Below are 12,267 nucleotides of genomic sequence, written 5' to 3' on the forward strand. Positions count from 1 at the left end.
CTATGAGGAAGGCACTGCGCTTCATCGTTCCCATCGTCGTGCTGGCTGGCGTCGGCGGCGGCTTTGCCTGGTGGCGGAGCCGGCCGGTCGTGGCGCCGGCGGCGACTGCACCCGTGGCCCAGTCGCCCGCCAACCCGGTGCTTCAGCAGGCCCTCGCCCCGCTGCTGCTGCGCCACCGCCAGATCATCGTGCTGACCGAGGGCCGCGATGCCCTGCCGCCCGAGCAGGCGAAGCAGGTGCTGGCCATCGGCCAGGCGCTGTTCCACGACAAGCTGGAGGCCGAGCGCCGCTTCGGCGATGAGGCCTTGAAGCTACCCGCGGCGGCGCGGATCGAGGCCGGTCGCCAGGCGCTGGACTACGTCGAATCGGCGCCCGAGCTGTTCGATGCCGACCGTCTGGCCTTCCGCGCCGCGCTGGACGGACTGAAGACCGCGCTGGCCGGCGATTCCAGTCTGCCGGCGATCAAGCTGCTCAAGCGCATCGCCGAGGACAAGGACGCGCTGGACGAGATCGAGCGCAACTACGACAAGGAGATCGGCCGCGCGTTCTCGGGCCTGTCCGACCAGCGCGGCATCGTGCTGAAGCGCGAGAAGTGGGACGACTACCTCGCCAAGCTGCGCACGCTGGTTTCCCGCGAGCAGTTGCTGAAGGAATACGGCGTCATCGTGCCGTACACGGCGGCGGAGCTGCCCAAGGAAGACACGCCGGCCGAGATCTTCGGCAACGCGCTGCCGCCCAAGACCATCGCGCTGACCTTCGACGACGGCCCGCATGCGGTCTACACGGAAGAGGTCGTCGCCGTGCTGAAGCAGTACGGCGTGCCGGGCACCTTCTTCGAGGTCGGCCGCAACCTGGGCAGCGTCGATCCGCAGAACCAGCAGGCCAAGCTGGGCCCCGGCGCCGCCGTGGCGCGGCGGCTCGTCGCCGAGGGCTATGCGGTGGGCAACCACAGCTTCAGCCATGCCCAGCTCTCCAAGGAGAAGGGCGAGGCGCTGAAGGCCGAGGTGCTGCAGGCTGACACGCTGCTGCGCGCGATGGATTCGCGTCGCGCGCCGATCTTCCGTTTCCCCTACGGTGCCCGCAACGCCGAGGGCCTGCAATTGCTGGGCGAGGCGAAGCTGCGCTCGGTGATGTGGAACATCGACTCGCTGGACTGGGCCGATCCGGTGCCCAGCTCCGTCGCCGACCGCGTGCTGCGCGAGGTGGCCAAGGAAGGCCGCGGCATCGTGCTGTTCCACGACATCCACCCGCAGGCCGCCAAGGCGCTGCCGGTGATCCTGGACCGGCTGGTGGCCGAGGGTTACCGCTTCGCCGCCTGGGACGGCCAGGGCTTCAGCGTGCAGGGCGCGGCGCCGCAGCCCGTGACCAGCGGCTATGCGGATTCCTGGGCGGTGGTCGTCGGCATCGACGACTATGCCAAGTGGCCCAAGCTCAAGCATGCGGTGCACGACGCTGAGGACGTGCGCAAGACGCTGGTGGAGCGGCTGGGCTTCGACGCCGCCAAGGTCATCCTGCTGAAGGACGGCGAGGCCACGCGCAAGGGCATCCTGGACACCTTCCACGAGCGTTTCGGCGACGGCAAGCTGAAGCGCGACGACCGGCTCTTCGTCTTCTACGCCGGCCATGGCGCCACGGTGCAGCAGGGCTCGCGCGAGGTCGGCTACCTCGTGCCGGCCGATGCCGATCCGAAGCAGACCGGCACCGACGCGATCTCGATGGGCGAGATCCAGGCCATCGCCACCAGCGTGGCGGCCAAGCATGTGTTCTTCGTGATGGACGCCTGCTACAGCGGCCTGGGCCTGACCCGTGGCGGCGCCGGCAACTACCTGCGCGACAACGCGAAGCGGATGGCGCGGCAGATGCTGACCGCCGGCGGCGCGGACCAGGAAGTGGCGGATGACGGGCCGGAAGGCCATTCGGTCTTCACCTGGACGCTGCTGCAGGGCCTGCAGGGCAAGGCCGACCTGAACGGCGACGGGCTGATCACGGCGACCGAACTGGCTGCCTATGTGGCACCGGCCGTTGCCAGCGTCTCCGCGCAGACGCCCGGTTTCGGCAGCCTGCCGGGCTCGCAGGGCGGGGACTTCGTCTTCGAGCTGCCGGCGCAGCAGGAGTTCATCAGCGCGGATACGACGCAGCTGGGCGGCGCGGCGATCGCGCTGAACGCGAAGATCGACGCGGCCGGCCCGGCCGTGCAGGCCGGCGCGCCAGGAAGGCCGGCTCAGGTGGCGCCGGTCGTCATCAAGGATCTGGCCGGCAAGGACCAGACCATCAAGACCGTCGCGCTGGCGGCGCCCGGCGTGAAGCAGGCCGCGCAGCAGGCCAACGACCGCGCGCTGCTGGCCTACCGCGAGCAGCGCTACGCCGAGGCCGAGGCCGGCTTCACCGAGGCGCTGAAGCTGCGGCCGGACTTCGCGCTGGCGGCCAACAACCTGGGCTTTGTCTACTTCAAGCAGCAGCGCTGGGCCGAGGCGGCGCGTTGGTTCGGCAATGCGATCAAGATGGATCCTTCGCGCGCGATCGCCTATCTGAACCTGGGTGACGCCTTGAGCCAGGCCGGCGACGGGGAGGGCGCCAAGGCGGCATTCAAGACCTACCTGGAGTTGCAGCCCAAGGGCGCGGGCGCCGATCACGCGCGCCAGCAACTGGGGGCCTGAAGTACACTTGGAAACTCTCCAGCCCAACAAGGACGAGAAAGGCACGATGGTTATGACACCGCGAACTACGACCACCACCCCCACTCGGGTTTAGTCGCCGCGGCCAGCTTTCGTCTTTCAAACTCCAAACAAAGCGCGGCACAGGCCGCGCTTTTTTGTTTCTTCGGAGCTTTCTTCCCATGATTTCGATCCAACTCCCCGACGGTTCCAAGCGTGAGTTCCCCGCGCCCGTCACGGTCGCCGAGGTGGCCGCCTCGATCGCCACGAGCCTGGCCAAGGCCGCGCTGGCCGGCAAGGTGGACGGCAAGGTCGTCGACACCAGCTTCCTGATCGACAAGGATTCGCAGCTCGCCATCGTCACCGACAAGGACGCGGACGGCCTGGACGTGATCCGCCACTCGACGGCCCACCTCTTGGCCTACGCGGTCAAGGAGCTGTTCCCCGAGGCGCAGGTGACCATCGGCCCGGTGATCGAGAACGGCTTCTACTACGACTTCTCGTACAAGCGTCCGTTCACGCCCGAGGACCTGGCCGCCATCGAGAAGAAGATGGGCGAGCTGGCCAAGCTGGACGAGAAGGTCACGCGCTCGGTGCTGCCGCGCGACGAGGCCGTGGCCTATTTCAAGAGCCTCGGCGAGGACTACAAGGCCGAGATCATCTCCGGCATTCCGGCGGACCAGGACGTCTCGCTCTACGCCGAAGGCAAGTTCACCGACCTGTGCCGCGGCCCGCACGTGCCCTCCACGGGCAAGCTCAAGCACTTCAAGCTGATGAAGGTGGCCGGCGCCTACTGGCGCGGGGACCACCGTAACGAGCAGCTTCAGCGCATCTACGGCACGGCCTGGGCGACGAAGGACGAGCTGCAGCAGTACCTGACGATGCTGGAGGAGGCCGAGAAGCGCGACCACCGCAAGCTCGGCAAGGAGCTCGACCTGTTCCATATCGACGACCACGCGCCGGGCGTCGTCTTCTGGCACCCCAAGGGCTGGACGGTCTGGCAGGAGGTGGAGCAGTACATGCGCCGCGTCTACCGCGAGAACGGCTACCAGGAGGTCAAGGGCCCGCAGCTGCTGGACAAGTCGCTGTGGGAAGCCTCGGGCCACTGGGACAAGTACAAGGACAATATGTTCACGACGGAATCGGAGAAGCGCGACTACGCGCTGAAGCCGATGAACTGTCCCGGCCACATCCTGATCTTCAAGCACGGCATCAAGAGCTACCGCGACCTGCCGCTGCGCTTCGGCGAGTTCGGCCAGTGCCACCGCAACGAGCCGACGGGCGGCCTGCACGGCATCATGCGCGTGCGCGGCTTCACGCAGGACGACGGCCACATCTTCTGCACCGAAGACCAGATCCTGCCCGAGTGCGTCAACTACACGGCGCTGCTGCAGAAGGTCTACAAGGACTTCGGCTTCACCGAGATCATCTACAAGGTCGCCACGCGGCCGGAAGCCCGCATCGGCGCCGACGAGGTCTGGGACAAGGCCGAGTTCGCGCTGATGGAATCGCTGCGCGCCTCGGGCGTGGATTTCATCATCGCCCCGGGCGACGGCGCCTTCTACGGCCCGAAGATCGAATACACGCTGAAGGACGCGCTGGGCCGCCAGTGGCAGTGCGGCACGATGCAGGTCGACTTCTCCATGCCGGGCCGCCTGGGCGCCGAATTCGTGGACGAGGACGGCCAGCACAAGACGCCTGTGATGCTGCACCGCGCGATCGTCGGCAGCCTGGAGCGCTTCATCGGCATCCTGATCGAGCAGCACTCGGGCGCGCTGCCGGCCTGGCTGGCGCCGACCCAGGTGGTGGTGGCCAATATCACCGATGCGCAGGCGGATTACGTGTCGGATATCGTGAAAGCGCTGCAAAAACAAGGGCTTAGAGTCCAGGCCGATTTGCGGAACGAGAAAATCACGTATAAAATCCGCCAGCATTCCTTGCAAAAGGTTCCGTACATCCTCGTCGTTGGCGACAAGGAGAAGGCGAACGGAGCCGTTGCGGTGCGCGCCCGAGGCAACCAGGATCTGGGTGTGATGGCACTGGCAGACTTCATCGAGAAGATCGCCGGCGATATCACCCGGAAGGCTTGAAAAGGCCTTTTCAATCCACTCGCTCAGGGCGCGTTTGTTTTTTGTTGGAGCCTCCCATTCGCCAGGAGGCTCGTTGAAAGGTAAGCACCATCGCTACTTTTGCTGATCGTCGAGCGATCCCTGAGCGCAAGCACAGGCTCAACCGCGAAATCATGGCTCCCGAGGTCCGCCTCAATGGTCCCGAGAACGAGCCGATCGGTGTCGTGAGCATCCAGGAAGCGCTGCGCATGGCAGGCGATCTGGACGTCGATCTGGTCGAGATCTCCGCCACCGCCAATCCGCCGGTCTGCCGGCTGATGGACTACGGCAAGTTCAAGTACCAGGAGCAGAAGCGCGCGGCTGAAGCCAAGTCGAAGCAGAAGATCATCGAGATCAAGGAAGTCAAGTTCCGCCCGGGCACGGACGAAGGCGACTACCAGATCAAGATGCGCAACCTGCGTCGATTCATTGCCGAGGACGGCGACAAGGGCAAGGTCACGCTGCGCTACCGCGGCCGCGAGATCACGCACCAGGACATCGGCATGCGCCTGCTGGAGCGGATCCGCGACGAGCTGGCCGACGTGGCGGTGGTCGAGAACATGCCGAAGCTTGAAGGTCGGCAGATGATCATGGTGCTTGCACCGAAGAAGCGTTAAGTCGCTTGTCAGTTTCAGCCCGCCGATTTGGTCGTCGGCGGGCTTATTAGTCTCCTGAGGCCAAACAAGCGTGACGAGGAATCGTCACCGCCCCAGGGACATCTTAAAAGGAGCATCTCATGCCCAAAATGAAGACCAAGAGCAGCGCGAAGAAGCGTTTTCGCGTTCGTCCGGGTGGCACCGTCAAGCGCGGTCAGGCGTTCAAGCGCCACATCCTGACCAAGAAGACCACGAAGAACAAGCGCCACCTGCGTGGCTCCGTCTCCGTGCACGAAACCAACATGGGTCACATCGCTCAGATGCTGCCCACGGCTGGTCTGTAATCCATCAACGTCTAACCAAAGGAGTTAAACATGCCTCGCGTTAAACGTGGTGTTACCGCTCGTGCCCGTCACAAGAAGGTCCTGGCCCTGGCCAAGGGCTTCCGGGGTCGCCGCAAGAACGTCTTCCGCATCGCCAAGCAGGCGGTGATGAAGGCGGGTCAGTACGCCTACCGTGACCGTCGTGCCAAGAAGCGCGTGTTCCGTCAGCTGTGGATCGCCCGTATCAACGCGGCGAGCCGTGGCCTGGGCCTGACCTACAGCAAGTTCGTTGCCGGCCTGAAGAAGGCCCAGATCGACATCGACCGCAAGGTCCTGGCCGACCTGGCAGTGCACGATCCGGCTGGCTTCAAGGCCATCTTCGACAAGGTGCAAGCCGCGCTGTAACCCGCTCTACAAGCGAGCCGCTCTCGGGCGGCCCGCCCCAGCAGGTACCTGCAAGGCCGACACCTTGGTGTTCGGCCTTTTTTTATTACTCGACTCCTCGATGAACGATCTCGAACAACTGCTGCAGGCGGCCCAGGCTGACTTCGCAGCCGCCGCGACGCCGGCCGACCTCGAAAACGCCAAGGCCCGCTACATCGGCAAGTCCGGTCGCGTGACCGAACTGATGAAGGGCCTGGCGGCGCTGAGCATCGAGGAGAAGAAGACCCGCGGCGCCGAGATCAACGTCCTGAAGGGCGGCATCGAGGCCGCGCTGAATGCCCGCCGCCAGGCCCTGGCCGATGCCGAGCTGGAGCAGCAGCTGAAGGCCGAGGCGCTGGACGTGACCCTGCCCGGCCGCCAGCGCGGCACCGGCAGCCTGCATCCGATCACCCGCGCGATGGAGCGCATCGAAGGCATCTTCGGCTCGATGGGTTTCGACGTGGCCGACGGCCCCGAGATCGAGAACGACTGGTTCAACTTCACCGCGCTGAACACGCCGGAAGACCACCCGGCCCGCTCGATGCACGACACCTTCTACATCGAGAAGGGTTATGTCCTGCGCACGCATACGAGCCCGATGCAGATCCGCTACGCGGTCCAGCACGTCAAGAAGCACAAGGCGCTGATCGACGCCGGCCAGCCGATGCCGGAGATCCGCGTGATCGCCCCGGGCCGCACCTACCGCGTGGACAGCGACGCCACGCATTCGCCGATGTTCCACCAGGTCGAGGGCCTGTGGGTCGGCGAGAACATCTCCTTCAAGGACCTCAAGTCCGTCTACGTGAACTTCATGCAGCAGTTCTTCGAGACGACGGACATGGACATCCGCTTCCGCCCCAGCTACTTCCCCTTCACCGAGCCCAGCGCCGAGATCGACATGATGTTCGGCTCCGGCCCGCTGAAGGGCCGCTGGCTGGAAGTGTCCGGCTCGGGCCAGGTGCATCCGCAGGTGATCCGCAATATGGGCCTGGACCCGGAGCGCTACATCGGCTTCGCCTTCGGCTCCGGCATCGACCGCCTGGCGATGCTGCGCTACGGCGTGTCCGACCTGCGCCAGTTCTTCGACGGCGATCTCCGCTTCCTCGGTCAGTTCAAGTAATCGGTTAGTCAAACAGTCATGCAATTTCCAGAATCCTGGCTGCGGAGCTTCTGCAACCCCGCGCTGAACACCCAAGAGCTGGCCGAGCTGCTGACGATGAGCGGCCTCGAGGTGGAAGAGCTGCGCCCGGTGGCGCCGCCGTTCACCGGCATCGTCGTCGCCGAGATCGTGACGGCCGAGCAGCATCCGAACGCCGACAAGCTGCGCGTCTGCACCGTCAACGCCGGTGGCGCCGAACTGCTGCAGATCGTCTGCGGCGCGCCGAACGCCCGCGTGGGCATCAAGGTGCCGCTGGCGACGATCGGCGCCGAGCTGCCGCCCGGTGAAGACGGCAAGCCCTTCAAGATCGGCAAGGGCAAGCTGCGCGGCGTCGAGAGCTTCGGCATGCTGTGCTCGGCCCGCGAGCTGAAGCTGAGCGAAGACCACGGCGGCCTGCTGGAGCTGGCCGCCGATGCGACCATCGGCGAGGACATCCGCAAGCACCTGGACCTCGACGACACGCTGTTCACGCTGAAGCTGACGCCGAACCTGGCCCATGCGCTGTCGGTCTACGGCATCGCCCGCGAGGTCTCCGCGCTGACCGGCGCGCCGCTGCTCACGCCGGCCATCGAGCCGGTGGTCGTGAAGTCGCAAGACAAGCTGCCCGTGCACATCGAAGCCGCCGACCTCTGCGGCCGCTTCTCCGGCCGCATCGTGCGCGGCGTCAACACGAAGGCGCAGACGCCGGCGTGGATGGTCGACCGCCTGGCCCGCTGCGGCCAGCGCTCGGTGACCGCGCTGGTGGACATCTCCAACTACGTGATGTTCGAGTACGGCCGCCCGACCCACATCTTCGACCTGGACAAGATCGACGGCGAGCTGGTCGTGCGCTGGGGCCGCAAGGGCGAACAGCTGAAGCTGCTGAACGGCAACACGATCGAGGTCGACGAGACCGTCGGCGTGATTGCGGACAAGCAGGCCGTCGAGTCGCTCGCCGGCATCATGGGCGGCGACCACACGGCGGTCTCCGACGACACGCAGAACGTCTACGTGGAAGCCGCCTTCTGGTGGCCCAAGGCCGTGGCCGGCCGCTCGCGCCGCTACAACTTCTCCACCGACGCCGGCCACCGCTTCGAGCGCGGCGTCGACCCGGCGCTGACCGTCGAGCACATCGAGCGAATCACTCGCCTGATCCTCGACATCTGCGGCGGCGAGGCCGCGGCGATGGACGACCAGACCACGCAACTGCCGGCCCGCAAGCCGGTCACGCTGCGCGTCGCCCGCGCCGCCAAGATCATCGGCATGCCGGTGACGCAGGCGGAGTGCGCCACGGTCTTCAAGCGCCTGGGCCTCGAGTTCACCGAAGGCGAAGGCACGCTGACCGTCACGCCGCCGAGCTTCCGCTTCGACATCCAGATCGAGGAAGACCTGATCGAGGAAGTGATCCGCGTGATCGGCTTCCCGAAGCTGCCGGCCACGCCGCCGCTGGCGCCGGTCGTCGCCAAGGCCCGTTCCGAGAAGCGCCGCGCCACGCACGCGCTGCGCCACGAACTGGCCGCCCGCGACTACTTCGAGACCATCAACTTCAGCTTCGTGGAAGCGCGCTGGGAGGCCGAACTGGCGGGCAACACCAACCCGATCCAGTTGCTGAACCCGATCGCCGCGCCCCTGGCCGTGATGCGCACCAGCCTGATCGGCAGCCTGGTCAATGCGCTGAAGTACAACCTGGCCCGCAAGGCGCCGCGCGTGCGCCTGTTCGAGATCGGCCGCGTGTTCCTGCGCGACGCCTCGGTGGTCGAGAGCGACGCGACCATCGCCGGCATCGCCCAGCCGATGCGCGTGGCGGCGCTGGCCTTCGGCCCGGCTGACCAGCCGCAGTGGAGCCAGCGCGACCGCCTGGTGGACTTCTACGACGTCAAGGGCGATGTGGAAGCGCTGCTGGCGCCGCTGAAGCCCAGCTTCGTGCCGGTCGAGCATCCGGCGCTGCACCCGGGCCGCAGCGCCAGCATCGTGATCGACGGCAAGGCCGTCGGCGTGGTTGGCGAGCTGCATCCGAAGTGGCGCCAGGGCTACGAACTGCCCAGCGCGCCGGTGCTGTTCGAGATGGAGCTGGATGCGCTGCTGGCCCGCGAGCTGCCCTCGCTGCAGGCGATCCCGCGCCAGCAGGCGGTGCAGCGCGACATTGCCGTGCTGGTGAACGACCAGGTCACGCATGACGGCCTGATGGCCGCCATCGCCTCGGTGGACACCGGCCTGATCCGCTCGGCGCGCCTGTTCGATGTGTTCAAACCCGCCCAGGGTGGCGAGCGCAGCATGGCCGTCCGCCTGGAACTGCTGGACGACGAAGCCACGCTGACCGACGAACGCATCGAGCAGACCGTGACGGCCGTGGTGCAGGCCTTGGCCGACAAGCTGGGAGCCAGACTCCGATGAGGACGGACATGAGCGACGACTCAGACAACAACAACGACAACGGCAAGCCGGCCACGCCGGCCCGTCCGCTGCTGCCCAGCATCGAGACGCCGACGCTGACCAAGGCCGATCTTGCCGAACTGTTGTTCGACAAGCTCGGCCTGAACAAGCGCGAGTCCAAGGACATGGTCGAGGCCTACTTCGACATCGTCCACAGCACGCTGGTGCGCGGCGACGACGTCAAGCTCTCGGGCTTCGGCAATTTCAACATCCGCCGCAAGGCGCCGCGCCCTGGCCGCAACCCGCGCACCGGCGAGGAGATTCCCATCAAGGCCCGCAACGTGGTGACGTTCCACGCCAGCCACAAGCTGAAGGGCCAGGTGCAAGGTGATACAGCGGCCGAGGAAGACTTCGAGTAGAGTCTTTCCTCCCCAGCGCAAGCCTTTGTTCCTGAATGGATATTAAGTCCCTGCCCGCGATCCCCGCCAAGCGCTACTTCACGATCGGTGAGGTGAGCGACCTGTGCGGCGTGAAGCCCTATGTGCTGCGCTACTGGGAGCAGGAGTTCACGCAGCTCAAGCCGATGAAGCGGCGCGGCAACCGGCGCTACTACCAGCACCACGAGGTGCTGCTGATCCGCCGCATCCGCGACCTGCTCTACGACCAGGGCTTCACGATCAGCGGCGCCCGCAACCAACTGACCGAGACCCGCGGCGCGGACCTGACCGCCATGGCCTTCCGCAGCGAGGCCGAGGAGGCCCTGATGCTCGACGACGCGGCCCTGGACGCCAGCGACGAGGACCGCATCAGCATCGACGCTCCGCTGCCGCTGGGCGAGAAGTTATCCATCGAGCAGGTGAGGGCCGAACTTTTGTCGATCAGAGAGAGTCTTCTTGCTTGAGCGCCAAAATCTGCGCTAGAATGCAAGGCTCAGTCGGAGCGTAGCGCAGCCTGGTAGCGCACTTGCATGGGGTGCAAGGGGTCGCGAGTTCGAATCCCGCCGTTCCGACCAAGAAAAGCAAGAGAAATCAACGGGTTAGCAGCGAAAGCAGCTAACCCGTTTTTCCTTTTCGCGCAGTAATTTTCTCCAGGGGTCCACCCAGGGGTCCACCGGGAAATCATGCGGCGTTGCATGTAGATTTTGCGAAGGCGCTTGCTGGCCGAGGCAACGGGCGAGTTTCCGCGTTTGTTCCCTTGGTCTTTCGCGCTGACCGCGTCACGATGTGAAAAGTAGCGGCAGATTGCTGGTCATGACACGTCTCGTAGGCTACGCGCCTGAGCGACTGCCATTGGGAAGTTGGTCAACGCCGACAGAAGAAGCCGTTCATCGGCGCCAGAACCTTTGACGGGCTGCCCGACCAACAGGACAAGCCCTTCGACGCAACGCGGTAGGTTAATGCCTCCTTCGCCCTTGCATCCCGCGTCACCTCGGCCTCCGGGGTGAACGGGCCAATAGGCCCGATTTGTACGCGGCGATTCGAAGCTCCCAGACTTCCGAGAACATTGACAGGTCTTGTCCGAGATGGCGAAGCCATTCGCGTAATTCAACGGCATCAAGCGTGCGATCGCCTTTCTCTGCCTTGCTGACCATTCCTTGAGTCCAGTCCAGCGCGGCTGCAAGTTGGGCTTGGGAAATGCCGGCAGCAAGACGCGCCTCTCGCAGTAGGGCTAAGAGGATCTGTCGTTCGGTGGAGTAGAGGCTTTTGTCCATGGCGCGTCACGCGCTCAGACGATCGCTTTCATTGACTAATATCCCAATTTGGGATAATCTAAAATGGAATATTGATACCGCCACTCGATGAGTGTTCGGGCCGCGACGAGCTGATGCCCAGAGGCGATCTCATTGGGGTCTCAACGGAAACTGCGTCGCCTGCGTGTATCTATGAGCCGAATCTGCAACCTCCGAATTGAGGAGTGCGAGCATGACCTCGACGACAACCATGCAAGGGCCGGATGGAACGGGCCAGCCGCATGCGCAAACTTGCGCGCACCACTGGATGACCAAGCCGCTATGCAGACGGCACGAACGGACCCTGTTCATCCAATTCAGCTTCAAGATGCGGGAACCGAGTGGAGCGACTAAGCAGCTCTGGAGATGGGCACTAGGCATGCTTGCCAGCGGCGAGTGCGAAGTGTTGGGTGCATGGCCCGCGACTGCTTCGCACGATCGTCTTCTGCGTGAACATCTGCGAGAGCGGGGCGTCGAGCGGATCGGCGCGCTGCTGGGCGACGAGACCCTCGCTCGCGTGATGGGGGTCCCGGTTGCAAGGCCGCCGTTGAAGGAATCCGGCATCGCTGCGATGGTCAGGGCCGCGCAACTGCAGGCCAAGATCGAGCGGGCCGTTTCGCGCGAATCGCCCTTCGAAGATTTTGATTCGGCCTGCGCATGCATCGCCCGGGTCTTCGAGAAGGCCGAGCGTGCGGAACTGGTGCAGCAGCGCCGCGGCCTGCGGGATCAGTGGCGAGCAATAAGGTCTCAGTCGCCGGCTCCAGCTGGCGGAGCATAGAGAGGCTGACAGGCCATGATTGCCCGCTCTGGCAAGTACTGGGCCGAAGTCTTCGGACGTGTGCGATCGGCGCTGATGCGTCGGGGTCGAAGCGCTCACGACGCGGATGACTTTGTCCAGGAGGCGTGGGTGAGGCTCACCCTCT

The 12,267-nt window shown here is 65.2% G+C and carries 12 protein-coding genes and 1 tRNA gene; 12 read left to right on the forward strand and 1 reads right to left on the reverse strand.

Annotated features, from left to right (window positions below; all coding sequences use genetic code 11):
* The 10 genes from B0W88_RS24285 to B0W88_RS24330 form a co-directional block, all read left to right on the forward strand.
* On the forward strand, positions 1 to 2,657 hold a 2,657-nt coding region (locus tag B0W88_RS24285), incomplete at its 5' end, for a polysaccharide deacetylase family protein (RefSeq protein ID WP_077037196.1).
* 179 nt (positions 2,658 to 2,836) lie between these two features.
* Complete coding sequence (thrS, locus tag B0W88_RS24290) at positions 2,837 to 4,744, forward strand: threonine--tRNA ligase (RefSeq protein ID WP_077037197.1); 1,908 nt, start codon at positions 2,837 to 2,839, stop codon at positions 4,742 to 4,744.
* A gap of 89 nt (positions 4,745 to 4,833) precedes the next feature.
* Complete coding sequence (gene infC / locus B0W88_RS24295) at positions 4,834 to 5,379, forward strand: translation initiation factor IF-3 (protein WP_077037198.1); 546 nt, start codon at positions 4,834 to 4,836, stop codon at positions 5,377 to 5,379.
* 119 nt (positions 5,380 to 5,498) lie between these two features.
* Positions 5,499 to 5,702: a 50S ribosomal protein L35 gene (gene rpmI / locus B0W88_RS24300; RefSeq protein WP_077037199.1), complete on the forward strand. Its 204-nt coding sequence runs from the start codon at positions 5,499 to 5,501 to the stop codon at positions 5,700 to 5,702.
* Between the two features lie 30 nt (positions 5,703 to 5,732).
* Positions 5,733 to 6,086, forward strand: coding sequence for a 50S ribosomal protein L20 (rplT, locus tag B0W88_RS24305; protein ID WP_077037200.1), 354 nt, complete (start codon positions 5,733 to 5,735; stop codon positions 6,084 to 6,086).
* A 100-nt stretch (positions 6,087 to 6,186) separates the two neighbouring features.
* Positions 6,187 to 7,224, forward strand: coding sequence for a phenylalanine--tRNA ligase subunit alpha (gene pheS / locus B0W88_RS24310; protein WP_077037201.1), 1,038 nt, complete (start codon positions 6,187 to 6,189; stop codon positions 7,222 to 7,224).
* An 18-nt stretch (positions 7,225 to 7,242) separates the two neighbouring features.
* Positions 7,243 to 9,636 carry a phenylalanine--tRNA ligase subunit beta gene (gene pheT, locus B0W88_RS24315; protein WP_077037202.1) on the forward strand — a complete coding sequence of 798 codons (2,394 nt, stop codon included), beginning with the start codon at positions 7,243 to 7,245 and terminating at the stop codon, positions 9,634 to 9,636.
* A gap of 8 nt (positions 9,637 to 9,644) precedes the next feature.
* Complete coding sequence (locus B0W88_RS24320; protein ID WP_083749032.1) at positions 9,645 to 10,034, forward strand: integration host factor subunit alpha; 390 nt, start codon at positions 9,645 to 9,647, stop codon at positions 10,032 to 10,034.
* 35 nt (positions 10,035 to 10,069) lie between these two features.
* Positions 10,070 to 10,516 carry a MerR family transcriptional regulator gene (locus B0W88_RS24325; RefSeq protein WP_077037203.1) on the forward strand — a complete coding sequence of 149 codons (447 nt, stop codon included), beginning with the start codon at positions 10,070 to 10,072 and terminating at the stop codon, positions 10,514 to 10,516.
* 34 nt (positions 10,517 to 10,550) lie between these two features.
* A tRNA-Pro gene (locus B0W88_RS24330) sits at positions 10,551 to 10,627 on the forward strand.
* Positions 10,628 to 11,038: 411 nt separating this feature from the next.
* On the opposite strand, the gene B0W88_RS24335 is transcribed toward B0W88_RS24330, so the two are convergent.
* The gene (locus B0W88_RS24335; protein WP_077037204.1) at positions 11,039 to 11,326 is read right to left on the reverse strand and encodes a helix-turn-helix transcriptional regulator; all 288 of its coding nucleotides are present in this window, start codon (positions 11,324 to 11,326) and stop codon (positions 11,039 to 11,041) included.
* A 211-nt stretch (positions 11,327 to 11,537) separates the two neighbouring features.
* On the opposite strand from B0W88_RS24335, the gene B0W88_RS24340 reads away from it, so the two are divergent.
* Complete coding sequence (locus B0W88_RS24340; protein WP_144006934.1) at positions 11,538 to 12,122, forward strand: hypothetical protein; 585 nt, start codon at positions 11,538 to 11,540, stop codon at positions 12,120 to 12,122.
* A gap of 15 nt (positions 12,123 to 12,137) precedes the next feature.
* A partial coding sequence (locus tag B0W88_RS35140) for a sigma factor (RefSeq protein ID WP_304442601.1) occupies positions 12,138 to 12,267 on the forward strand: 130 nt, incomplete at its 3' end.

Origin of the sequence: Pelomonas sp. KK5 (genome assembly GCF_001984095.1) — a bacterium.
Lineage (GTDB): Bacteria > Pseudomonadota > Gammaproteobacteria > Burkholderiales > Burkholderiaceae_C > KK5.